24 protein-coding genes are annotated in these 22,175 nt (G+C 61.4%); 6 read left to right on the top strand and 18 right to left on the bottom strand.

What is annotated here, in order from left to right; all coding sequences use genetic code 11:
- Nucleotides 1–51 precede the first annotated feature (51 nt).
- Genes glgC through glgX form a run of 4 tightly spaced genes read left to right on the top strand, consistent with a single transcriptional unit; the run spans nt 52 to nt 6,418 of the window.
- A complete protein-coding gene (gene glgC / locus V8Z65_RS11445) occupies nt 52–1,323 on the top strand; it encodes a glucose-1-phosphate adenylyltransferase (protein ID WP_338720100.1) in 1,272 nt (423 codons plus the stop codon).
- Nucleotides 1,323–2,783: a glycogen synthase GlgA gene (glgA, locus tag V8Z65_RS11440; protein ID WP_338724015.1), complete on the top strand. Its 1,461-nt coding sequence runs from the start codon at nt 1,323–1,325 to the stop codon at nt 2,781–2,783. The genes glgC and glgA overlap by 1 nt, the downstream gene beginning before the upstream one ends.
- Nucleotides 2,764–4,398, top strand: a complete 1,635-nt coding sequence (locus V8Z65_RS11435) for an alpha-D-glucose phosphate-specific phosphoglucomutase (protein WP_338720098.1) — start codon at nt 2,764–2,766, stop codon at nt 4,396–4,398. Before glgA ends, V8Z65_RS11435 begins: the two co-directional genes overlap by 20 nt.
- 7 nt (nt 4,399–4,405) lie before the next feature.
- Nucleotides 4,406–6,418 carry a glycogen debranching protein GlgX gene (glgX, locus tag V8Z65_RS11430; RefSeq protein WP_338720096.1) on the top strand — a complete coding sequence of 671 codons (2,013 nt, stop codon included), beginning with the start codon at nt 4,406–4,408 and terminating at the stop codon, nt 6,416–6,418.
- Here the strand turns inward: glgX and V8Z65_RS11425 are convergent.
- Complete coding sequence (locus V8Z65_RS11425) at nt 6,415–6,990, bottom strand: helix-turn-helix domain-containing protein (protein ID WP_338720094.1); 576 nt, start codon at nt 6,988–6,990, stop codon at nt 6,415–6,417. The genes glgX and V8Z65_RS11425 overlap by 4 nt on opposite strands.
- 113 nt (nt 6,991–7,103) lie before the next feature.
- Between V8Z65_RS11425 and V8Z65_RS11420 the strand changes: the two genes are divergently transcribed.
- Nucleotides 7,104–8,027 (top strand): oxidoreductase, encoded by a 924-nt coding sequence (locus tag V8Z65_RS11420; RefSeq protein WP_338720092.1) that lies wholly within the window; start codon nt 7,104–7,106, stop codon nt 8,025–8,027.
- Between the two features lie 9 nt (nt 8,028–8,036).
- On the opposite strand, the gene ureG is transcribed toward V8Z65_RS11420, so the two are convergent.
- From ureG to V8Z65_RS11360, 12 genes are all read right to left on the bottom strand, one after another.
- Nucleotides 8,037–8,669, bottom strand: a complete 633-nt coding sequence (ureG, locus tag V8Z65_RS11415; RefSeq protein WP_338720090.1) for an urease accessory protein UreG — start codon at nt 8,667–8,669, stop codon at nt 8,037–8,039.
- 17 nt (nt 8,670–8,686) lie between these two features.
- On the bottom strand, nt 8,687–9,118 hold the full coding sequence (locus V8Z65_RS11410; RefSeq protein WP_338720088.1) for a DUF3995 domain-containing protein: 432 nt from the start codon (nt 9,116–9,118) through the stop codon (nt 8,687–8,689).
- Nucleotides 9,115–9,771: an urease accessory protein UreF gene (locus V8Z65_RS11405; protein WP_338720086.1), complete on the bottom strand. Its 657-nt coding sequence runs from the start codon at nt 9,769–9,771 to the stop codon at nt 9,115–9,117. Before V8Z65_RS11405 ends, V8Z65_RS11410 begins: the two co-directional genes overlap by 4 nt.
- A complete protein-coding gene (locus tag V8Z65_RS11400; protein ID WP_338720084.1) occupies nt 9,768–10,241 on the bottom strand; it encodes an urease accessory protein UreE in 474 nt (157 codons plus the stop codon). The genes V8Z65_RS11405 and V8Z65_RS11400 overlap by 4 nt, the downstream gene beginning before the upstream one ends.
- Nucleotides 10,242–10,247: 6 nt before the next feature.
- Nucleotides 10,248–10,835 (bottom strand): hypothetical protein, encoded by a 588-nt coding sequence (locus tag V8Z65_RS11395; protein WP_338720082.1) that lies wholly within the window; start codon nt 10,833–10,835, stop codon nt 10,248–10,250.
- A gap of 5 nt (nt 10,836–10,840) precedes the next feature.
- A complete protein-coding gene (locus V8Z65_RS11390) occupies nt 10,841–11,260 on the bottom strand; it encodes an MliC family protein (RefSeq protein WP_338720080.1) in 420 nt (139 codons plus the stop codon).
- A gap of 83 nt (nt 11,261–11,343) precedes the next feature.
- Complete coding sequence (ureC, locus tag V8Z65_RS11385; RefSeq protein ID WP_338720078.1) at nt 11,344–13,053, bottom strand: urease subunit alpha; 1,710 nt, start codon at nt 13,051–13,053, stop codon at nt 11,344–11,346.
- A 119-nt stretch (nt 13,054–13,172) separates the two neighbouring features.
- On the bottom strand, nt 13,173–13,574 hold the full coding sequence (locus V8Z65_RS11380; RefSeq protein ID WP_338720076.1) for a hypothetical protein: 402 nt from the start codon (nt 13,572–13,574) through the stop codon (nt 13,173–13,175).
- A 94-nt stretch (nt 13,575–13,668) separates the two neighbouring features.
- Nucleotides 13,669–13,974 carry an urease subunit beta gene (locus tag V8Z65_RS11375; RefSeq protein WP_338720074.1) on the bottom strand — a complete coding sequence of 102 codons (306 nt, stop codon included), beginning with the start codon at nt 13,972–13,974 and terminating at the stop codon, nt 13,669–13,671.
- A 10-nt stretch (nt 13,975–13,984) separates the two neighbouring features.
- Entirely contained in the window at nt 13,985–14,563 is a 579-nt protein-coding gene (locus tag V8Z65_RS11370; RefSeq protein WP_338720072.1) for a HupE/UreJ family protein, read from the bottom strand.
- 11 nt (nt 14,564–14,574) lie between these two features.
- A complete protein-coding gene (locus V8Z65_RS11365) occupies nt 14,575–14,877 on the bottom strand; it encodes an urease subunit gamma (RefSeq protein ID WP_338720070.1) in 303 nt (100 codons plus the stop codon).
- A gap of 9 nt (nt 14,878–14,886) precedes the next feature.
- Nucleotides 14,887–15,705 (bottom strand): urease accessory protein UreD, encoded by an 819-nt coding sequence (locus V8Z65_RS11360; protein WP_338724013.1) that lies wholly within the window; start codon nt 15,703–15,705, stop codon nt 14,887–14,889.
- Between the two features lie 102 nt (nt 15,706–15,807).
- Between V8Z65_RS11360 and V8Z65_RS11355 the strand changes: the two genes are divergently transcribed.
- Nucleotides 15,808–16,149 carry a hypothetical protein gene (locus V8Z65_RS11355; protein ID WP_338720068.1) on the top strand — a complete coding sequence of 114 codons (342 nt, stop codon included), beginning with the start codon at nt 15,808–15,810 and terminating at the stop codon, nt 16,147–16,149.
- A 47-nt stretch (nt 16,150–16,196) separates the two neighbouring features.
- Here V8Z65_RS11355 and urtE read toward each other — a convergent pair whose 3' ends face one another.
- The 5 genes from urtE to urtA form a co-directional block, all read right to left on the bottom strand.
- On the bottom strand, nt 16,197–16,901 hold the full coding sequence (gene urtE, locus V8Z65_RS11350) for an urea ABC transporter ATP-binding subunit UrtE (RefSeq protein ID WP_338720066.1): 705 nt from the start codon (nt 16,899–16,901) through the stop codon (nt 16,197–16,199).
- A gap of 2 nt (nt 16,902–16,903) precedes the next feature.
- The gene (urtD, locus tag V8Z65_RS11345) at nt 16,904–17,653 is read right to left on the bottom strand and encodes an urea ABC transporter ATP-binding protein UrtD (RefSeq protein ID WP_338720063.1); all 750 of its coding nucleotides are present in this window, start codon (nt 17,651–17,653) and stop codon (nt 16,904–16,906) included.
- A 4-nt stretch (nt 17,654–17,657) separates the two neighbouring features.
- Nucleotides 17,658–18,866, bottom strand: a complete 1,209-nt coding sequence (urtC, locus tag V8Z65_RS11340) for an urea ABC transporter permease subunit UrtC (RefSeq protein WP_338720061.1) — start codon at nt 18,864–18,866, stop codon at nt 17,658–17,660.
- 178 nt (nt 18,867–19,044) lie between these two features.
- The gene (gene urtB, locus V8Z65_RS11335; RefSeq protein ID WP_338720059.1) at nt 19,045–20,664 is read right to left on the bottom strand and encodes an urea ABC transporter permease subunit UrtB; all 1,620 of its coding nucleotides are present in this window, start codon (nt 20,662–20,664) and stop codon (nt 19,045–19,047) included.
- A 79-nt stretch (nt 20,665–20,743) separates the two neighbouring features.
- Nucleotides 20,744–22,039: an urea ABC transporter substrate-binding protein gene (urtA, locus tag V8Z65_RS11330; RefSeq protein ID WP_338720057.1), complete on the bottom strand. Its 1,296-nt coding sequence runs from the start codon at nt 22,037–22,039 to the stop codon at nt 20,744–20,746.
- Nucleotides 22,040–22,175 lie beyond the last annotated feature (136 nt).

The raw sequence follows: 22,175 nt of genomic DNA, 5'->3' as shown, positions 1-22,175 counted from the left end.
TCGGGTGACAAAAGACCCGGCAGAAGCCGGGCATATGCGGAGGGACATTTAATGGCTGATTATCGAGTACCATCGCCACTGGCGCGCGAGGCCATGGCCTATGTGCTGGCGGGCGGACGCGGCACCCGGCTAATGGAGTTGACCGACCGGCGCGCCAAGCCGGCAGTCTATTTCGGCGGCAAGGCACGCATTATCGACTTTGCGCTGTCCAATGCCATCAACTCGGGCATTCGCCGCATTTCGGTGGCCACGCAGTATCAGGCGCATAGCCTTATCCGCCACTTGTCGCGTGGCTGGAACTTCCTCCGGCAGGAGCGTAACGAGAGTTTCGACGTGCTGCCCGCGTCCCAGCGCGTGGCCGAGGATATGTGGTATGCCGGCACGGCCGATGCGGTCTACCAGAACATGGACATCATCGAGGATTACGGCGCGCGCTATATCGTGATCCTGGCGGGCGACCACATCTACAAGATGGACTATGAAATCATGCTCCGTCAGCACGTCGACACGGGCGCGGACGTCACCATCGGATGTCTGGAAGTGCCGCGCATGGAAGCCACGGGCTTTGGTGTGATGCATGTGGACGGGCGCGACCGGGTGGTCGATTTTGTCGAAAAGCCCAAGGACCCGCCGGGCATTCCGGATAAGCCCGACATGGCGCTGGCCTCGATGGGCATTTACGTGTTCGAGACCAGGTTCCTGATGGAGCAGCTCAAGCGCGATGCGGCGACCGAGGGCTCCAATCGCGATTTCGGCAAGGACATCATTCCCTATATCGTCAAGAACGGCACCGCTTGGGCACATCGGTTCAACCGCTCCTGCGTGCGCTCGAGCAACGAGAAAGTGTCCTATTGGCGGGATGTGGGGACGGTCGATGCCTATTGGAAGGCCAATATCGACCTCACCGATATCAATCCCCAGCTCGATCTTTATGACCGGGACTGGCCGATCTGGACCTATGCCGAGATCACCCCGCCGGCCAAATTCGTGCATGATTTTGACGGGCGGCGCGGTTCGGCGGTTAATTCTCTGGTCTCGGGCGACTGCATCATTTCTGGCGGCCATCTGCAGCGGACGCTGCTCTCGACCGGTAGCCGGGTCCATTCCTATTCCATGCTCGATGAAGCGGTGGTCTTGCCCTATTGCGATATCGGGCGGAACGCGCGCCTCAAGAAAGTGGTGATCGACCGCGGCGTCAACATTCCCGAAGGCCTTGTGGTCGGCGAAGACCCCGAATTTGACGCCAAATGGTTCCGCCGCACCGACGAGGGTGTGACCCTGATCACCCAATCCATGGTCAACAAATATCTGGCGGACAGATGATCGAAGTTCTCTCGGTCACTTCCGAAATCTACCCGCTGATCAAGACGGGGGGACTGGCCGATGTGGCCGGTGCCCTGCCGGGGGCGCTGGGCGAGTCCGGCGTCACCATGCGCACTCTGGTGCCGGGCTATCCGGCAGTTATCGGCAAGATGAGCAGCGGTCGCGAGGTGGCGGTCTTGGACGATCTGTTCGGCACCACCGGCCGGTTGATTGCGGGCCGGGTCGAAGGGCTTGACCTTGTCGTGCTCGATGCACCCTTGCTCTATGACCGCCCGGGCAATCCCTATATGGGCCCCGAGGGCTGGGATTGGCCGGACAATTGGAAGCGCTATGCGGCGTTGAGCTGGGTGGCATCCGAACTGGGCCTGGGCCTGGTGGACGGTTATAGGCCGCAGGTGATCCATGCCCATGATTGGCAGGCGGGCCTGGTGCCGGCCTATGTCAAATATGGGCCCTCCTCGACCCTCAAGACGGTGATGACCGTCCACAACATGGCGTTCCAGGGCACGTTCGGCGCGGAAATCTTTCCGCAACTCCGCTTGCCGGCGCATGCCTTTTCGGTCGACGGCGTCGAATATTATGGTGGTGTGGGCTATCTCAAGGCGGGTGTGGAATGCGCTGATGTGGTGACCACCGTGTCTCCAACCTATGCCGCCGAAATCCGTACCCCGGCCTTTGGCATGGGGCTCGAAGGCCTGCTCAACAATCGCTCCGATACAGTTCATGGCATCCTCAACGGCATTGATATGGATGCCTGGAATCCGGCGACCGATCCGGCGCTGGTGCAGAACTACACTGCCAGCACGATGCAGGGGCGCCTGGTCAACAAGCGCGCTGTGCAGGAGGCGTTCGGGCTCGACGCGCTGGATGGGCCGCTCTTTGCCGTGGTCAGCCGACTGACCTGGCAGAAAGGTATAGATCTGCTGGCTGCCAATATTGGCCTGATCGTGGACTCCGGGGCGCAATTGGCCGTGCTCGGATCGGGCGATGCGGAGCTGGAGAATGCTGTGCGCAGCGCCTCCATGGCTCATCCGGGCAAGGTCGGGCTGGTCACGGGCTATAATGAAAAGCTCAGCCATCTGGTGCAGGGCGGGGCCGATGTGATGATGGTCCCCTCGCGCTTTGAGCCCTGTGGCCTGACCCAGCTCTATGCTTTGCGCTATGGCTGCGTGCCGCTGGTCAGCCGGGTCGGCGGGCTCAACGATACGGTTATTGACGCCAATGTGGCGGCCATCCAGGCGGAGGTGGCGACTGGCGTGCAGTTTGCGCCGCCCAGCGAAGCGGCGCTCGCCGATGCGATCCGGCGTCTGCTGGCGCTCTATGCCGATGAAAAATCATGGAAGAAGATGCAGAGGCGGGGGATGAAATCGGATGTGAGTTGGGAAACCAGCGCCGCCCGCTATGCCCAGCTCTATGCCTCGTTGATCGGATATTCGACAGATGACAGTCAAGACGATTGAAACCACGCCCTATGACGACCAGAAGCCCGGCACGTCCGGCCTGAGAAAACGGGTGCCGGTTTTCAGCCAGCCCAATTATGTCGAGAACTTCATCCAGTCGATCTTCGATAGCCTGGAAGGCTTTGCGGGCAAGACCCTGGTCATCGGGGGCGACGGGCGCTTTTACAATGACGTCGCCATCCAAAAGGCCATCCGCATCGCGGCGGCCAATGGTTTTGGCAAGGTGCTGGTGGGCAAGGGCGGTCTTTTGTCCACCCCGGCCGCCAGCAACATCATCCGTCATTACAGTGCCTTTGGCGGGTTGGTGTTGTCTGCCAGCCACAATCCCGGCGGGCCGGAAGGCGATTTCGGCATCAAATACAATGTGGGTAATGGCGGGCCGGCGCCGGAAAAAATCACCGATGCGGTCTTTGCCCGTACCAAGGTCATTAATAGCTATAAGACGCTCGACACGCCCGATATTGATCTCAATACGCTGGGCACCCAGCAGGTGGGCGGCATGGTGGTCGAGGTCATCGATCCGGTGGCCGATTATGCGGCGCTGATGCAGACGCTGTTCGATTTTGATGCCATTCGCGCCCTGTTCCTGGGCGGTTTCCGCATGACGTTCGATGCCATGCATGCCGTCACCGGGCCTTATGCCCACGCCATTCTTGAAGGCATGCTGGGGGCGCCCAAGGGCACTGTGGTCAATGGCACGCCGTCTCCCTCGTTCAACAACGGGCATCCCGATCCGAACCTTGTCTACTGCAAGGACATGCATGATCTGCTGATGACGCCTGATGGCCCGGATTTCGGCGCCGCCTCGGATGGCGATGGCGACCGCAATCTCATTATTGGCAAGAATCGGTTCGTCACACCCTCGGACTCGCTGGCGCTGCTGGCGGCCAATGCGCATCTGGCGCCGGGCTACAAGGCCGGCATTGCGGGCATTGCCCGCTCCATGCCAACCAGCGCGGCGGCCGATCGGGTAGCGGAAAAGCTGGGTATCGAAATGCATGAGACGCCGACCGGCTGGAAGTTCTTCGGCAATCTGCTCGATGCGGGTCGCGTCACCATTTGCGGCGAGGAAAGTGCAGGTACGGGTTCGAACCATGTGCGCGAAAAGGACGGGCTCTGGGCCGTGCTGCTCTGGCTCAATATTCTGGCCGTGCGCAAGCAGGGTGTAGACGAGATTGTGCGCGAGCATTGGCGGACCTATGGCCGCAACTATTATACCCGACACGACTACGAAGAGGTCGATGCGGGCATCGCCAACAAGCTGGTCGAGGACTTGCGGGCGCAATTGCCAAGCCTCGTCGGCAAGGTCTTCGCCGACGACCTGCAAGTCGCCTATGCTGATGACTTCACCTATCACGACCCCGTGGATGGTTCGACCAGCGCCAAGCAGGGCATTCGGATCGGTTTTACCGATGGCTCGCGAATTGTTCTCAGGCTCTCCGGAACCGGCACGGTGGGCGCCACGTTGCGGCTCTACCTTGAACGGTTTGAGGCCGCCGATGGACGCCATGATCTCGATACCCAGCTCGCCCTCGAGCCCCTTATCGGGATCGCCGACGCCTTGGCCGGCATCAAATCCAGAACCGGGCGAGACGCGCCCAGCGTCATTACCTAGGGTCGCCTTGTCCACTCAACCGCAATTGGTGCCCCATGCCGGGCGCACGGATCATCTTGGCGCCACCATCACGGCGGATGGCGTCAATTTTGCCGTCTATTCGGAGAGCGCCTCGGCGATCTGGGTCTGTCTGTTCGATGAACAGGATAGGCAGATCGAGCGGTTCGAACTCGATGTGCATGAGAATAGTATCCATGCGGGCCTCATCGCCAATATCGGAGCAGGGGCCCGCTACGGGCTCAGGGCCGACGGACCCTATGATCCCGACCAGGGCTATTTCTTCGATCCGCACAAACTACTCGTTGATCCCTATGCGCGGCATCTCGACCGGGTGTTCGTGCGCTCGCCGCGCCTGCGGTTGGCGCGAGAGGATGCGGTGGATACCGCAGAGCTCGTGCCCAAAGCCATTGTACATGGCAGCGAGAATGATGCGGCGCAGCCGCGCAAGAAGGCGCCTGGCCTCTACTACGAACTTAATGTGCGTGGCTTCACCATGCGCCATCCCGGCGTTCAGGGTCCGCTGCGCGGCACTGTGGCGGCGCTAACGACACGACGGGTGATCGACTATTTCAGGCATCTGGGCGTCGATACCGTCCAGCTCATGCCGACGGCGGCCTGGATCGACGAGGGGCATTTGCCGGCTTTGGGCCTGACCAATGCCTGGGGCTATAATCCGGTCGCCTATTTCGCCGTCGATCCGCGTCTGGCCCCACGCGGTCCGCAGGAATTGCGGGTGATGACAGACGCCTATCGCAAGGCCGGCATCTCGGTGATCCTGGACGTGGTCTATAATCACACTGGAGAAGGCGACAGCCAGGGACCGATCCTCTCGATGATGGGACTCGATCCGCAGACCTATTATCGCTGGGTTGAGGTGGATGGCAAAAAGCATCTCGTCAACGATACCGGCACGGGCAATACGCTGCGCTGCGATCATCCGGCCGTGCAGCGGCTGGTGATCGAGAGCTTGCGCTATTACGTGGAAGAGCTGGGCGTCTCCGGCTTTCGCTTCGATCTGGCCACCGTGTTGGGCCGCGACCCCGGGTTCAATCCCCAGGCAGAAATGCTCAACAAGATCAAGGCCGATCCGGTGCTGAGCAAATGCATTTTGGTTGCCGAACCCTGGGATCCCGGTCCGGGCGGTTATGGTCTGGGCAAATTCGGCAAGGAATTTGCCGAGCATAACGACACCTATCGCGACGAGGTGCGGGCCTTCTGGAAAGGCGAGAACGGCAAGATCGGCGCCCTGGCCGGCAAGATTTCCGGTTCAGCCGAGATCTTCGATATCGAGGGCCGCAAGCCCAGCGCCGGCGTCAATATGCTGGCGGTGCATGACGGGTTCACCCTCCGGGATCTCGTCAGCTATTACGACAAGCACAACGAGGCGAATGGCGAGGACAATCGCGACGGGCACAACCACAATTCCTCCTGGAACTGCGGCGTTGAAGGGGAAACCGACGACGAAACTATCAATGCGGTGCGCAAACGCGATGTGCGGGCTTTGCTGGCCACCTTGTTCATGTCGCGCGGCATTCCGCTGATCCAGCAGGGCGACGAGACGTATCGCACCCAGCAGGGCAACAATAACGCCTATGCCCAGGACAATGAGATCACCTGGGTCGACTGGGAGGCCGCAGACGGTTCGCTGGTCGATTTCGTGGCCGCCGCGAGCGCGTTCCGCAAGGCCCATCCTGCGGTCAGCCACGATCACTGGTTGACGGGTCTGGAGCGTAATGGCGTGCGTGACGTGGTCTGGCGCCATCCGGAAGGCCGCGAGATGACCGAGGGCGACTGGAACGCGGGCGGCGCCTCCGTGCTGGGCATGCAGCTTCGGCACAAGGACGACGAGGTGCTGGTCTGGTTCAATCGGCGAATAGAGCCGGTCGTGGCGCGACTGCCAGAGGGCGAGTGGGCGGTTGGCCTGCAATCGGACGATAGTGCCGAAGTGCAATTCACCGAGGGAACGGCGACCCTGCCGCCGCGGTCGGTGGTGGCATTGGTGCGGCCCAAGGTAGGCTAGGAGCCTCCAAATTCCTGACGCAATTCGGCGATGGCAAGGTCGAGATAGTCGACGATCGGCTTTGTACCGCCTTCGCTGCGCCAGGCGTCGAGGGATAGACGCGTAAGGCCGATGGCCATTTGTGCGGCGAGCCGCAGGGACATGTCGCTTTCTTCGGGCCAGCGCTGGCGCAGGGCCTCGAGCAGCAGATGTTCGTCGCGGATATAGTTGGCCTGTTTGCGCGCCTGCACGGCTTCGATCGACATCATTAGCTTGTCTATCGTTATCAGTTCTTCCAGCGGATAGGACGCCGCGATCCGCCGCATGGCCGCTTGCAGGGTTTCGGTCGGCGTGCCGCATGTAGGCTCCGCTGCGAGGGCCTCTATCAATTGCTCGCCGAGGCCGGCCTGCTGGGACAGCAGGATATCGTCCTTGGACTTGAAATAGTGAAAAAAGGTCCGCCGAGAAATGCCGGCGGCCGCCGCAATGGCGTCGAGTGTCGTCGCCTCGTAACCCTGCTTGGCAAACAGGCTCATTGCGCTCTGGGTGATGCGCTTGAGGGTCTGTCGCCGATTTTCTTCCCGAGTTCCCATTTTTCTCCCGAGTGTGCTGGCGCTGTCGTACCGCGGAAATCACCTCCTTGCAATTATGCACTGAGTGCAATATATAATTCTGCACTCAGTGCATAATTATAGGGATGCGACAGATGAAAAGGTGGACGGCAGCGGACATTCCTCCGCAGAATGGGCGTGTGGCAGTGGTCACAGGGACAGGTGGTCTGGGGCTGGAGGATGCGTTGGCCCTGGGGCGGGCCGGAGCGGATGTGATCATTGCAGGTCGCAACCCCCGCAAGGGCGCGGAGGCCGTGGCGAAAGTCCGCAGCGAGGTACCTGGCGTAAAAGTGCAATTCGGCGAAATCGACCTAGCGAACCTCAAATCGGTCGCGAATTTTGTCGAGCGGCTCAAGCAGCAGCGGAGCCATATCGACCTTCTGATCAACAATGCCGGGGTGATGGTGCCGCCGCAGCGCAAGCAAACCGTAGATGGTTTCGAGTTGCAGTTGGGGACCAACTATCTTGGGCACTTCGCTCTGACGATGGGGTTGATGCCGCTTCTGCGCGAGGGCAGGGAGTCGCGCGTGGTGACCCTCTCCAGTGTTGCGGTTCGCAACGGTCATATCAATTTTGCCGACCTGCAATACATGTCCAAATATGTGCCGATGGACGCCTATAGCCAGTCCAAACTGGCCTGTCTGATGTTTGCGTTTGAGTTGCAGCGCAGGAGCTTGGCGGGCAATTGGGGAGTCACCAGCATTGCCGCCCACCCCGGCATTTCCCGCACGGATTTGCTTCACAACGCCCCCGGGCGAATGAGCCTGCAGGGGTTGGTTCGTACCTATCTGTGGTTCCTGTTCCAGCCGGCGGCACAGGGCGCCCTGCCGACGCTTTATGCGGCGACGGCACCGGGTGCCGAAGGCGGCGGATACTACGGCCCCAATGGGCTGTCTGAAACCCGAGGCTATCCCAAACCAGCATCCATTCCTCCCCAGGCGCTCGATGCCGCGGCATCGGCACGGCTGTGGGCGCTGTCGGAGGAAATGACCAGTCTGCGCGTGGCTGAGGATGCCTGACGGCGAAGTTTACTCCGCCGCCTCGGCCACGAATCCCCCGTGCCTCTCGATAAAACCGATGATCTGGTCCAGACTTTCGCGGCGCAGCAGGTCGGTGAAGACATAGGGTCGGCCTTCGCGCACCTTTTGCGTGTCGCTCTCCATCACCTCCAGGCTGGCCCCGACATGGGGTGCTAGATCGGTGTGGGTAATGACCAGCAAGTCCGAGCGGGAAATGGCAGGTCCGCCCTTGCGCGGCACTTTCTCGCCCTGGGCGACCGAGATCACATAAATGGTCAGGTCCGCCAGGTCGGGCGAGAAGGTCGCCGCCAGGTTGTCGCCGCCGCTTTCGATCAGGACGATGTCGAGATCGGGAAATTTGCGGTTGAGATCGTCTATGGCCGCCAGGTTGAGCGAAGCGTCCTCGCGAATGGCGGTGTGCGGGCAGCCGCCGGTTTCGACACCCACAATGCGGTCTTCGGAGATCGCCTGAGCGCGAGCGAGGATCAGCGCATCCTCCTGGGTATAGATGTCATTGGTGACCACGGCCATGGAATAGCGCTCGCGCATGGCCTTGAGCAGCATTTCGCACAGGGTCGTCTTGCCCGAGCCGACGGGTCCGCCAATGCCAATGCGCAGGGGTCCATTAAGGCTCTTGGACATGAACATACTCCTTGGTGTCAGGTGAGGCGCAGATAGATCAGGATCAGAAAGCCGATGCCCAGAAACAGGCAAAGCGGCGAATAGACCCGGCGGTCATTGAGCCGGAAATTGGGCTCGGGGGTCAAGGCCGCCCACCAGGGTGTGTAGCCGATAATGCCCCGGGCCAGGAAAACGGCGGCAAACAACAAACCGGCAAGGTTGAGCTGCCAGCCGCCACTATCGTGATCGGCCAGCGCCAAGGCGAAGCAGCCGGCGGTGAACGTTGCCACGGCCACCGCCAGGGATGCCAGCCTGGGCGGCATGCGTTCGATATCCTTGAAGCCGACAACGGTCTGAGCCAGCAGTTTTTCGTCCCGAATGGGCCAGGTGCGGCCAAAAGCCCACATCAGATGGGCAATGGAGACGGCAAACAGGCCAATGAACATGAAGGAGGCAAAGAGCATGTTCATGAGCGGAAAATCCTCGTTATCTGGGTTTCGTGCCGCATCTGGGCAATATCTGCGCCATAGGCCAGGCTGCCAATGTCGTCCAGTGCGGCATGAAGGCACAGATCGGCTTGTTGCGCGATGGCCGGTTCGAGCGCCGCCATAACGGCCAGGCCATCACTCTGGCCGATGGGCACCAGCCGCACGGCAACCGACACCTGATTATGAACCGCCGAGGTGAGGAAGGCGACGAGCGTATCACGCCGCTCTATGCCATGGGCGCCCGCGATCGCACCCACGGCAATGGGGTAGGGGCAGGGATCGGGCAACGAAAGCAGTCCCTCTGTCGGCCAGGCGGCGCTGGCCAGCGCAAAGGCATTGCCGGTTATCGTGGTCTCGGCATGCCGCTCGGGCGCCGCGCTCAGTGCCAGGCAGAGGTCGGCCAGATCGGACAGAGCTGCCGCTTCTGCGTGCCTCGCATGGGCATGGGCGAGCAGAATGGCATCGGTCTTTAGGCCGCCATGGTGCAGTAGGCCGGAGATCCAATCCTGCGCTGTTGCGCGGTCGGTGACCTTGCCCTGGTCAATGGCGGTTTCCAGGCCCGCAGACCAGGCAAACGCCCCGACCGGAAAGGCCGGCGACATCCAGGTCAGCAGTCTTTGCAGGTCCGTGCTCACTTGCGATTCAAGAGCGCATGGGTGCCATCGCCATGGGAATGGCTGTGATAGGCGCCATGCTCGGCAAAGAAGGGTTCGGTAATATTGCTGACCGTCGCGCCCAGGCCCTCCAGCATGGTTTTGAGAACATGGTCGCGCTTGATCAGGATGCGCCCCTGCTCGAGCTGGGCCGGGGTATGGCGATTGCCGATATGCCAGGCGAGGCGCAGCAAGTGTCCGGTGTCTTTGGCGCGAATTTCGTAGAGCGGTTCCTGTGCGGCAGTCACGCCGATCAGTTCGCCATTGTCCAGTTCCAGTGCGCCATTGTGGTCCAGCGTCACGGTGCTGGGAAAATCGACCATGACCTCGGTGCCGGCCGCACCAACCAGGAGCTTGCGGCGCAGGCGTCGCTCGTCATGGGCGAGGGTGACTGTGTCGATTATGGGGGACTTGCCGTGATTGGCAGGCAAATGAGCAATGGCGCGACGCATGGGCAATTAGCTGACCGTGTTGAAGTAGCGGATGATGATAAAGACCTGATAGGCGATGTGAATGCCGACAATGCCCAAATGCAGCCGGCGGTCGGCGCTGCGCCAGGCCAGAACGCAGAGAAGAAGACCGATCGGCACTTGGCCGAAATAGCTCCAGTCGAACTGGCTCCAGTGGTTCTGCCCCTTGATCAGCGTATCGATCGTATCGAGCAGAAACGTTGCGGCAAGCAGGCCGAAGAACCAGTGGCGCCGCTTGATGAAGAAATCCTCAAAGCCGGTATATTCCGAAATGCTGTCGGGCGAGAGCATAGCGGCCATCAGGAACAGCGTTATGGCATAGCCGATGATGAAGACGACCAGGCCAAAATGCCAGACTTCGATCTGATGCAGGGCGAATTCCCACCACCAGAACAGCACCAGTTCGAGCAGCATCGAGCCCATCCAGAGCAGGTGCAGCAGGGAGCGCCTACCGCGCTGTGGATGCTGGATTATGCCGGCCACGGTCATCAGAATACGCGTGATAGCCAGGCCGATAACCGTGCCCATGACGATGCGCACATGCGGAAACAGCTCGGCAACGGGCGAAGGGTCCATGGCAATCAGGGCGTATTGCTGACTTCGGTGCAGGTGGCGAGCGGTTCGGCATCCTCGTCCTGCATCAGGTCGCGCAGCGTCGCCTCGCCTTGGTGGCTCCACCATTCATAGGGGCCTGAAACATAGCGAGCGCCGGAAGCCGAGAGGGTTGTGGCAAAGACCAGATTTTGCCCCTCGACGGGCACGATGGCGAGAAAGTTTGGCGCGGCGTTGATATACTGCACGCTCAGCGCCCGATCGTTGTCGCAGAGGTAGTTGACGACGGTGCGCTCGATATTGCCTTGGCTTTCCAGCGTCAGGGTGAGGGATGCCGATGTCTGCGGCGTCGTCGGAACCGTTGCAACGGTGGCGACATCGTCCTGGGCCAAGCCCGGGGCGACCAGGATGGAGGTCAGAAAGGCAGCGAGCGGCAATCGCGCAGTCATGGCATAGTCTCCGGCGGAATGGTTTGGGTTAGTCTGCCCACACCACCCCAGCTTCGTGTCGATTGCGCGACCGCGCAAGGTGCTCAGAACAGGAAATATCTCTGCGCCATGGGCAGTACGGTGGCTGGCTCGCAGGTGAGCAATTCCCCGTCGGCCCGCACCTCATAGGTTTCGGGGTGCACGTCGATCTGTGGCGTGGCTGTGTTGAGCTTCATGGCTGCCTTGCCGATGCCGCCACGGGTGTTCGAGACGGGCAGAAGCTGCTTGTCGACGTCCAGGCGGTTGCGGAGGCCGGCGTCATGGGCCGCCTGGGAAATGAAGACCACCGATGAACGGCTCACCAGCTTGCCATAGCCGGCGAACATGGGTCGGTAATGCATGGGCTGGGGTGTCGGGATTGACGCGTTGGGGTCGCCCATGGGCGCCGCCGCGATGGAGCCGCCAAGCAGCACCATTTCCGGCTTCACGCCGAAAAAGGCGGGATTCCACAGCACGAGATCGGCGCGCTTACCCACTTCCACCGAGCCGATATGCTGGCTCATGCCATGGGCGATGGCGGGATTGATCGTGTATTTGGCGACATAGCGGCGGACACGGAAATTGTCGTTGTCGCCGGTTTCTTCGGCCAACCGACCACGCTGGCGCTTCATCTTGTCGGCTGTCTGCCAGGTTCGGATCAGCACTTCGCCGACGCGGCCCATGGCCTGGCTGTCAGATGAAATCACCGAAAGCGCGCCCATATCGTGCAGGATATCCTCCGCGGCGATGGTTTCCTTGCGGATACGGCTCTCGGCGAAGGCTACGTCCTCGGGAATAGACTGGTCGAGATGGTGGCAGACCATGAGCATGTCGAGATGCTCGGCAATGGTATTGACCGTATAGGGCCGAGTCGGATTGGTCGAAGACGGGATGACATTGGGCAGACCCGCCACCTTTAAAATATCCGGGGCGTGACCACCGCCGGCGCCTTCGGTGTGGAAGGCGTGGATGGTGCGGCCCTTGAAGGCCCCCACCGTGTCCTCGACAAAGCCGCTCTCATTGAGCGTGTCGGTGTGGATCATCACCTGCACGTCATAGTCGTCCGCGACCGAGAGGCAATTGTCGATGGCGGCCGGCGTGGTGCCCCAGTCCTCATGCAATTTGAGGGCGGATGCGCCAGCCAGGATCATTTCTTCGAGTGGAGCGGCCAGGGCCGCATTGCCTTTGCCGGCGAGGGCCAGGTTCATGGGAAAAGCGTCGAAGCTTTCGATCATGCGCTCGATATGCCAGGCGCCGGTGCAGGTGGTCGCCAAAGTGCCATGAGCGGGACCGGTGCCGCCGCCGAGCATGGTGGTGACGCCGCTCATCAACGCCTCTTCGATCTGCTGGGGGCAGATGAAATGGATATGTGCATCCATACCGCCGGCGGTGAGGATCTTGCCCTCGCCGGCAATGGCTTCGGTCGAGGGCCCGATAATGATGTCGATGCCCGGCTGGGTGTCAGGATTGCCGGCCTTGCCGATGCCCGCGATCAGACCGTTCTTGAGGCCGATATCGGCTTTATAGATGCCGGTATGATCGACGATCAGTGCATTGGTGATGACGGTGTCGACCGCGCCTTCGGCCCGGCTGCGCTGGGACTGCCCCATGCCGTCGCGAATGACCTTTCCACCACCGAATTTGACCTCTTCGCCATAGATGGTGAAATCCTTCTCCACCTCGATGAAGAGTTCGGTATCGGCGAGGCGGACGCGGTCACCCGTGGTCGGGCCGTACATATCGGCGTAGGTGGCGCGTGAAATCCGTGCTGGCATGTCGTGTCCCGTTCAAAAGGCCCGGAACAAAGGTTTCCCGGGCGTGACTTTGGCCTGTCGCAGCCGGGCTTGCAAGAGGCCCGGCGCGCATTGGTTTTGCCATTGCGCGCCGGTCAGGATCAGTGCCTGGGGCGGTTCTGGCGGTAGATGGTCGCGGCCCGGTCGATCAACTGGTCGAGCAGTTCTTCGCCTGCCGCGATGTCGGCGTCGTTGCGCTGGGTGAAGGCGACCAGCGAAACACTCAAAAGCTGGATGGCGTAAGCAAGCTTGGTTCGTCCATCCTTGTGATATTCGTTGCCGCGCTTTTGGAAAGACTGCAGCAATTCATCGTAGATAGCGGGTGTGAGGCCCTGCTTGAGAGCCATCCAGCTCGGTCGTTTCAGCGCATCGGCGAGGTCCGCAGCCAAACCTCCGACAAGCGCCATGGCCTCGGGGTCGTTGATGCCATCCTGGCGCAAATCGGCAACGACGGAGATGAAACGCTGCTTGAACTGGGCTTGCCTGCTGGGCTCGGTGGTCATGGCACGGTCCTGAACTGGAGGTCGTGCCCTTTAACCAGCTTTCACCTGCAAGCGCCATGGCCGGGCCGCACAAAATGACACCCGATCCTGATCCTCAGAGATCCCCCATGATCTGTTGCCGGAAACCGAAAATGCGCCGTGCTCCCGATATCGGCACCAGCCGCACCTCGCGCGACTGCCCCGGCTCGAAGCGCACGGCTGTCCCCGCGGCAATGTCGAGCCGCATGCCGCGCGCCTTGTCACGATCGAAGCGCAGACCGGCATTGGTTTCAAAGAAATGATAGTGCGAGCCGACCTGGATCGGGCGGTCGCCGGTATTGGCGACCTCCAGCGTGATCTGTTCGGCACCGGCATTGAGTTCGATATCGCCCTTGGCGGGGATGACTTCTCCGGGGATCATGCCTGCCTCCTCAGCCGCCAATAGCGAGCCACAGACCGCCGAGCGCAGTAGCGCCGCCGGCTATGCGGGAAAGGGTCTTGCCGCCGGTGCGGGCCAGCAGCAGGCCAATGGCGATGCCCAGAGCGTGGAGCGTTGCAGTGGAGAGAATGAAGCCGATGGCAAATTCCCAGGCGCCGGCGCCGCCCAGTTCGCCGCCATGGGCGTGCCCATGGAAGAAGGCAAAAAAGCCGACCATGGCCGCGACCGCCGTAGTGGGAACCGGCAGGGCCAGCGCAATGGCTATGCCGATAAAGATGACAGAGGCCAGGATCACCGGCTCAACAAAGGGCAGGGGCATGCCGGTTATCGCGGCGGCAAAGCCCAGCGCCATGGTGCCGACAAAGGCGGCGGGGACCAGCCAGAGTGCGCGGCCGCCCTGCATCGCGGCCCAGAGACCGACTGCCACCATGGCCAGGATATGATCGAGCCCGAACAGAGGGTGGCTGAAGCCGGCCGCGATTGAGCCATGCGCTCCCGGATCGAGATGGGCAAAGGCGGGGAGCGTCGCGGCAAGCGAAATGGCCAGGGTGGCGAGACTGCGTTTGAGCATGGATTGCCTCATTATCGGATCGGCTGATGGACGGTGACGAGCTTGGTGCCGTCGGGGAAGGTGGCCTCGACCTGCACGTCGTGGATCATCTCGGCCACGCCTTGCATGACCTGGTCGCGGGAAATGACATGGGCCCCGGCCTCCATGAGGTCGGAGACGGCGCGGCCATCGCGCGCGCCTTCGACGACGAAATCGGTGATCAGGGCGATGGCCTCGGGGTGGTTGAGCCTGACCCCGCGCTCGAGGCGCCGGCGCGCAACAATGGCGGCCATCGAAATCAGCAGTTTGTCTTTTTCGCGGGGCGTGAGATTCATCGTCCGATCCTAGAGATGCCAAAGGCGGGGCAGGCTGCCCGCGCCGGTGAGTTCGAGCAAGACTGGTACGATCATGCGCCGCAAGGCAAGGCCCGTCGGCGCCATGGCACGTATGACCAGGCGGGATTGGTTGGCGCTGGCGGCAATGGCCTGACCAACGGGCAGCTGGGCACGAATGCGCCCGCAAATGGCCTCGGCCCGGTCAGGCGTCGCCGCAACATGCAGAATTGTAGCAAAGGCCCGGTTGCCGGCCAGAAGCGAGAGGCTCCGCCGTTCCTCGGTTGTCGCAAGGAGCTGCGTCGCCTCGGCGTGTATGAGCTTGCCCTCGCGCCTGATGCGCCAATTGTCGCGCAACAGGGCGTCGGCGGCATCCTCGCCCATGGCGTCGCGACCCAGAAGCACTGCCTCGACGGCGGTCAGCGTGGCGCCCTCTGCGAGATCAACCTCGAGGCGGCGGTCGAGCTTGCTGGCCGCAAATAAGATGGTTTCCTGCGGCAGCCAATCCAGATGCGCGCCAGCGCCTACGCGAAGCGCGGTTTCAACCCTGCCAAAATCGCCAGTGGACCGATAGCTGCGCTCGCAGGCCTGGGTGGTCAGCACCATATGCCCGCCTGGCGCCAGTTCAGCACCCCATTGCAGGTGGTCGCCGCCGGTAATGCCGCCCGCTGTATTGATGAGCACAGCTTCCAAGCTCGTCGAATGGGTATTGGGCAGGCGGATTTTGCCGCAGCCCTCCTGGAACAGGTTGGCGAGGCGGGTGCGCTCGCCGTCCTGTTTGGTGGCCAGGCGCCCAATGCCGCGCGCGCGCTGGAGCGGAGGCAAGATCACATTTTCAGCTTTGGCCAAATTCACTGCAACGATCCCGCCATCGTCTCGTTGTGGGGGTGTACGAACACCCTTTCAGAGATAATTTTCAAGAGGTTATACCAAATGACCATTAAATCCACGCTTTCCGTTATCGCCCTGGCCGCTGGTCTGGTTGCCGGTCCGGCTTTGGCCCAGGGCATGATGATCGGTACGCAGACTGTGGCGGAGACCGATGTGGCGGCCGTGAAGGCCCGCTGCGCTGACCTCAAGCTTGCCGATGAGACGGCGTCGCTTTCGAGCAGTCCCGACAACGACACCGATGACGAAACCACTGCCGATGATTCGGTTGCGGGCGATGCGGACATGGAGGAGGTGCCAGCCACCGATTCCGAGACCGCCACGTCGGTGGATCTGGGCATCATTACCCTTGCTGAATGCGAGGCCGATGGCTGGTTCGACATGTAACGGATCACATCCTTATCCAAGACGCCCGGCCCAGGACGGGCGTTTTTTTAGACCATGAGGTGCCGCTTGACCTCGGGGAGGTCGAGGTCGCTGGCGGGGCCTGCATGCATGATCTCGCCGCGGTCCATGACATAGATGTCGTCGGCAATTTCGCGACAGAAATCGAGAAACTGTTCGACCAGCAAAATGGTCATGTCCTTTTCGTCGCGCAGGAATTGCAGCGCCCGGCCGATATCCTTGATGATCGAGGGCTGAATGCCTTCGGTCGGCTCGTCGAGTACCAGCACTTTGGGCCGGGTGACCAGGGCGCGGCCGATGGCCAATTGCTGCTGCTGGCCTCCCGAGAGGTCGCCCCCCCGGCGCCCCAGCATGGATTTTAGCACCGGGAACAGCTCGAAAATGTAGTCGGGGATATTGCGCTCCGAGCGTGCCAGCCCGGCATAGCCGGTTTCCAGGTTCTCCTTGACCGTCAGCAGCGGAAAGATTTCGCGGCCCTGCGGCACATAGCCAATGCCCATGCGAGCCCGCTTATAGGGCGGGGTGCGCTTCAACACCTCGTCACCAAAGGTAATGTCGCCCGCCGAGATATGATTGATGCCCGTGATCGCCCGAAGGGTCGAGGATTTGCCCACGCCATTGCGGCCGAGAACAGCGGTGATGCGGCCAGGCTGGCAGGTGATGGAAACGCCCTTGAGCGCCTGGGCGGCGCCATAGTGCAGGTCGATGGTATTGATCGAAAGAGCGGTGGTCATCTCTATCTCCCCAGATAACGTTCGATCACCACCGGATTGGCGCTGACCTGGTCGAGCGAGCCTTCTGCCAGCACCGAGCCTTCCGCCAGGCAAACGACGCGGGAGCCCAGATCGCGGACAAAGCTCATATCGTGCTCGACGACGACCACCGAGCGGGTCTGAGAAATCTCGCGCAGCAGTTTGGCTGTTTCCTCGGTCTCGCTGTCGGTCATGCCCGCCACCGGCTCATCGACCAGCAGGAGCTTGGGGTCTTGCGCCAAGAGCATGCCGATTTCGAGCCATTGTTTCTGGCCATGGCTGAGATTGGCGGCCAATTCGTCCTTGCGGGCAATCAGGCGCACGGTTTCAAGGATTTCGGTGATCCGGTCCCGGTCGCTGTCGCTGGCTGTATAAAAAAGCGTCGAAAAAATGCCGCGTGGCTTTTTCAGCGCCATTTCGAGATTGTCCCAAACGGTGTGGCTCTCGAATACCGTCGGCTTCTGGAACTTGCGGCCGATCCCGAGATTGGCGATGGCAGCCTCGTCGAGCTTGGTGAGGTCGGTGCGCCCATCGAACAGAACCTGACCTGCATCGGGCCTCGTCTTGCCGGTGATGATATCCATCATCGTGGTCTTGCCCGCGCCATTGGGGCCGATAATGGCCAGCATTTCGGCGGGCCTGACGATGATGGCGAGATTGTTGATGGCCTTGAAGCCGTCGAAGGCAACCGAGACGCCGTCGAGATAGAGCATGGTGTCGGTATGAGCGCTCATGGCTTTACTCCGCGGGCTTCGGTTGAGCTTCGTGGCCGAAGCTAGCGGGGTCCTCGCCGCGCTCGATATCGGCCGATTGCTCGGGCGTCGGGGCTTCAGGCTGCTCGCCTGCCGAGGCCTTGCGCCGTGCTCCGAAGATCTGGTGCCACAGCCCGACTATGCCCTTGGGCAGGAAGAGCGTGGTGAAGACGAAGAGCGCGCCCAGCGCGAAGAGCCAGAGCTCGGGCAGGGTGGTGGTGAACCAGGACTTACCCAGATTGACCACGATGGCGCCGATGATCGGCCCGATCAGCGTGCCGCGCCCACCCACGGCAGTCCAGATGACCACCTCGATGGAGTTGCCCGGCTCGAATTCGGACGGGTTGATGATGCCGACCTGCGGCACATAGAGCGCCCCGGCAATACCGGCCATGATTGCCGATACGGTGAAGGCAAAGAGCTTCACATATTCAACGCGATAGCCGAGGAACCTGGTGCGGCTTTCCGCGTCGCGGACGGCCACCATGACCTTGCCGAGCTTGGAATTGACGATCATCGAACAAACCAGCACCGAGAGTGCCAGGGCAATGGCGGTCGCCGCAAAGAGGGTGGCGCGCGTCGATTGGGCCTGCACGGGAGCGCCCAGAATGTCTTTGAAGTCGGTCAGGCCGTTATTGCCGCCAAAACCCATATCGTTACGGAAGAAAGCCAGCAGCAGGGCAAAGGTCATCGCCTGGGTGATGATAGAGAGATAGACCCCGGTCACGCGGCTCCTGAAGGCGAAGAAGCCGAAGATGAAGGCCAATAGGCCCGGCACGAAGATCACCATGGCCATGGCGAACCAGAAATTGTCAAAGCCAAGCCAGTACCAAGGCAATTCCTTCCAATTGAGGAAAACCATGAAGTCGGGCAGGACCGGATTGCCATAGACACCACGGGTGCCGATCTGGCGCATCAGATACATGCCCATGGCATAGCCGCCGAGCGCGAAGAATGCCCCATGGCCGAGCGAGAGAATGCCGCAATAACCCCAGACCAGGTCGAGCGCCAAAGCAAGGATCGCATAGGCCAGATATTTGCCCATCAGCGAGACCAGATAGGTCGGCACGTGGCCGAACTGGCCCGGCGGGATCAGCAGATTGGCCATGGGCACGGCGATAGCCACGGCCAGGAAGACGCCGATGACCCAGATGGCCTTTTTGTCGAGTGCGCGGAACAGGGCTTGGGTCAGCATGGGCAAGCACTCCGGTGGTGCGTGTTCCCTTCTCCCCTGAGGGGAGAAGATGGCGCGAAGCGCCGGATGAGGGGGTCACTTGTGCGACCCCACGATGGGCCTTCACCCCTCACCCTGCCCCCCGTCCCTGAGGGGCGAGGGGACGACGGGGCCGCTGCCTTCGCGTTCAAGTCCGTCTTCATTGTTCCACCGCCCTTCCCTTGAGGGCGAAGAGCCCACGTGGACGGCGCTGGATGAAGAGAATAATCAGAACAAGGATCAGGATTTTGCCCAGCACCGCGCCGGCATAGGGCTCAAGGAATTTGTTGGCGACGCCCAGAGTCAATGCCCCGACCAGCGTGCCCCAGAGATTGCCCACGCCGCCGAAGACCACGACCATGAAGCTGTCGATGATGTAGTTCTGCCCCAGGTTCGGGGAGATATTGTCGATCTGAGTGAGAGCCACGCCGGCGAGCCCCGCAATGCCCGAGCCAAGGCCGAAGGTCATGGCATCCACAAAGGGGGTGCGGATGCCCATTGCCGAGGCCATACGGCGGTTTTGCGTTACGGCCCGCATCTGCAGGCCCAGTGGCGTGCGATTGAGGATCAGCAGCAGCATGAAGAAGACGATCAGCGCGAAGATGACGATCCAGAAGCGGCCATAGGTGATTGAAAGCCCGAAGAATTCGGTCGAGCCGGACATCCAGGTTGGCGCAATCACCATCTGATTGGTTGGGCCGAATATGGACCGCACGGTTTGCTGCAGGATGAGCGACAGGCCCCAGGTGGCGAGCAGGGTTTCAAGCGGCCGACCATAGAGCCAGCGGATAATGCCGCGTTCAATGCCTACCCCTATGGCGCCAGTGACAAAGAATGCGCAGGGCAGGGCGATGAGCAGAGAATAATCGAGCAGGAAAGGGAAGTTCTGCCGGATCACGAGCTGCACCAGAAAGGTGGTGTAGGCGCCCAGCATGACCATTTCGCCATGCGCCATATTAATCACGCCCATGACGCCGAAGGTGATGGCCAGGCCAATGGCGGCCAGCAGCAGCACTGAGCCCAGCGAAAGGCCGAACCAGACATTTTGCAGGGCGCCCCAAATGGCGCGCTCCTGTTCGAGACCCGCGATAGCCGACTGGATCGTCGGCGCCAATTCCTCGGGTGCGCCATCCAGCGCGGAGTTGAGGATGGTTAGGGCGTTGCGACCGGCGCCCGAGGCGACCAGTGGCACGGCGGCCTGGCGATTTTCGACGCTTTGTTCGTCGTCGCCCAGAATGGTTACGGCGCGCGCCGCTTGCATGACCTTGAGAACATTGGCATCGGTTTCGGCGGCAATGGCTTCGTCGAGCAGCGGGATATTGGCCGGATCGGGATTAGCCAGAAAGCCCTGCGCGGCCGTGAGGCGACGAGCGGGGTTGTCGCTCATCAGCGTCATTCCAGCGAGGGCAGCGGCAATGTCGCGCCGCAGGCCGTTATTGACGCGAATTTTCGAGAGATCGGCATCGGCGCCCAGTTCCACCGGCTCGCCCGAAACCGGGTGGATATAGCTCGAGCCACGCTCGATCAGGACGGCGCCAGTGGTTTCTTCGAGATAGAGATTGCCGGCACCAAGCGCGGTCAGGACCGGCACGACACTATCGCTGCCGGTCGAGGCGAGGTCGGCAACGATCTGTTGGAGTTCCTTGAGGCTCGCCTCGCCCATGGCTTCGATACTGGCGGGAATATCAACGGGTGTGTCCTGGGCCTGGGTCGCGCTTGTGGACAGCAGCAGGAACGGCAGGGCCAAAAGCACCAGGCGGAGAGCGCGGAGGGTCAGCATCGCAGGGCAAGTCCTTGTCGTTCGGGAAAGTCGCGCTGGCAGGGGCGGTGTCGCCCCTGCCCGGGGCGGGCAAACTGCCTTACATTGCCGAGCCGCAGCTCATGGTCTCGGTATTGTAGTTGCCGCAGTTGATCGGGGCGGTCCAATCGGCCTCGAGCATCTTGCTCTCGGGCAGGTAGTCGGACCATGCATCGCCGGGAACCAAATCTTCAGTTTCCCAGACCACGAAGAACTGGCCGTCGTCCTGGATTTCACCAATCAGCACCGGCTTGGTGATGTGGTGGTTGGGGAGCATCTTGGCGACGCCACCGGTCAGGTTCGGGGTTTCCAGGCCAACAATGGCGTCGATGACGGCGTCGGCATCGGTGGTGCCAGCGGCCTCGACGGCCTTCACCCAGAGGTTGAAGCCGATCATGTGGGCTTCCATCGGGTCATTGGTGACGCGGTCTTCCGAACCGATGAAGGCCTGCCAATCAGCGATGAAGGCTTCGTTCTCAGGGGTGTCGACCGACATGAAGTAGTTCCAGGCGGCCAGGTGCCCGACCAGCGGGGTGGTGTCGAAGCCGGAGAGTTCTTCTTCACCCACCGAGAAGGCCACGACAGGAATATCCTCGGCCATCACGCCCTGGTTGCCCAGTTCGCGGTAGAAGGGAACGTTGGCGTCGCCATTGATGGTCGAAACCACGGCGGTCTTCTTGCCGGCCGAGCCGAAGGCCTTGATGTCGGAAACGATGGTCTGCCAATCGGAGTGACCGAAGGGCGTGTAATTGATCATGATGTCTTCGGCGGCCACACCCTTGTCGAGCAGATATTGCTCGAGGATCTTGTTGGTGGTCTGGGGATAGACATAGTCGGTGCCGGCCAGCACCCAGCGCTCAACGCCTTCCTCATTCATGAGGTAATCGACGGCCGGAATGGCCTGCTGGTTGGGGGAGGCGCCGGTATAGAACACATTGCGCTGGGATTCTTCACCCTCGTACTGGACGGGGTAGAAGAGCAGCGAGTTCAGCTCCTCAAAGACCGGCAGAACCGACTTGCGGCAGACCGAGGTCCAGCAACCGAAGACGGCGTCGACTTCATCGACTTCAATCAGCTGACGGGCCAGTTCGGCGGCCAGCGGCCAGTCCGAGGCGATATCGACCACGACGGGTTCGAGCATCTTGCCCATCACCCCGCCCTTGGCGTTCTGCTGCTCGATCAGGAACAGCATGGTGTCCTTGAGCGTGGTTTCGGAAATCGCCATCGTGCCCGAAAGCGAATGGAGGATACCCACCTTGATGGTGTCGTCCTGTGCCATGGCCGGCGCGGCGGTCAGCGAAACGCTGCCAGCGAGAGCGGCGGCGAGCAAAGCGCTCTTGGCGCTGAAGTTCTTCATGTTTGTCCCTCTAGACCTGTTTGAGTCCCTCAAGACACCGGGAGGCGTCCTATGGGCACACTGGGACAGCTTTTAACGTTCGCCCTATACGTCGATTGACGTAACCGCTTGCCGCAATGATTCCGAAGCCAGACGG

It is taken from the genome of Devosia sp. XK-2 (assembly GCF_037113415.1).
Lineage (GTDB): Bacteria > Pseudomonadota > Alphaproteobacteria > Rhizobiales > Devosiaceae > Devosia.
The sequence above is the reverse complement of the archived record's forward strand: the minus strand, read 5'-3'. Positions and strand labels throughout refer to the sequence as shown.

Coding starts and splice junctions, on each gene's coding strand:
- urtC (WP_338720061.1), bottom strand. CDS start 18,866: ATGCTGACCCAAGCCCTGTTCCGCGCACTCGACAAAAAGGCCATCTGG.
- V8Z65_RS11380 (WP_338720076.1), bottom strand. CDS start 13,574: ATGACCACCGAGCCCAGCAGGCAAGCCCAGTTCAAGCAGCGTTTCATC.
- urtD (WP_338720063.1), bottom strand. CDS start 17,653: ATGAGCGCTCATACCGACACCATGCTCTATCTCGACGGCGTCTCGGTT.
- V8Z65_RS11425 (WP_338720094.1), bottom strand. CDS start 6,990: ATGGGAACTCGGGAAGAAAATCGGCGACAGACCCTCAAGCGCATCACC.
- V8Z65_RS11370 (WP_338720072.1), bottom strand. CDS start 14,563: ATGCTCAAACGCAGTCTCGCCACCCTGGCCATTTCGCTTGCCGCGACG.
- V8Z65_RS11355 (WP_338720068.1), top strand. CDS start 15,808: ATGACCATTAAATCCACGCTTTCCGTTATCGCCCTGGCCGCTGGTCTG.
- V8Z65_RS11365 (WP_338720070.1), bottom strand. CDS start 14,877: ATGAATCTCACGCCCCGCGAAAAAGACAAACTGCTGATTTCGATGGCC.
- V8Z65_RS11390 (WP_338720080.1), bottom strand. CDS start 11,260: ATGACTGCGCGATTGCCGCTCGCTGCCTTTCTGACCTCCATCCTGGTC.
- V8Z65_RS11435 (WP_338720098.1), top strand. CDS start 2,764: ATGACAGTCAAGACGATTGAAACCACGCCCTATGACGACCAGAAGCCC.
- urtB (WP_338720059.1), bottom strand. CDS start 20,664: ATGCTGACCCTCCGCGCTCTCCGCCTGGTGCTTTTGGCCCTGCCGTTC.
- ureG (WP_338720090.1), bottom strand. CDS start 8,669: ATGTCCAAGAGCCTTAATGGACCCCTGCGCATTGGCATTGGCGGACCC.
- V8Z65_RS11410 (WP_338720088.1), bottom strand. CDS start 9,118: ATGAACATGCTCTTTGCCTCCTTCATGTTCATTGGCCTGTTTGCCGTC.
- glgC (WP_338720100.1), top strand. CDS start 52: ATGGCTGATTATCGAGTACCATCGCCACTGGCGCGCGAGGCCATGGCC.
- V8Z65_RS11400 (WP_338720084.1), bottom strand. CDS start 10,241: ATGCGTCGCGCCATTGCTCATTTGCCTGCCAATCACGGCAAGTCCCCC.
- urtA (WP_338720057.1), bottom strand. CDS start 22,039: ATGAAGAACTTCAGCGCCAAGAGCGCTTTGCTCGCCGCCGCTCTCGCT.
- ureC (WP_338720078.1), bottom strand. CDS start 13,053: ATGCCAGCACGGATTTCACGCGCCACCTACGCCGATATGTACGGCCCG.
- V8Z65_RS11395 (WP_338720082.1), bottom strand. CDS start 10,835: ATGGACCCTTCGCCCGTTGCCGAGCTGTTTCCGCATGTGCGCATCGTC.
- V8Z65_RS11375 (WP_338720074.1), bottom strand. CDS start 13,974: ATGATCCCCGGAGAAGTCATCCCCGCCAAGGGCGATATCGAACTCAAT.
- V8Z65_RS11420 (WP_338720092.1), top strand. CDS start 7,104: ATGAAAAGGTGGACGGCAGCGGACATTCCTCCGCAGAATGGGCGTGTG.
- urtE (WP_338720066.1), bottom strand. CDS start 16,901: ATGACCACCGCTCTTTCGATCAATACCATCGACCTGCACTATGGCGCC.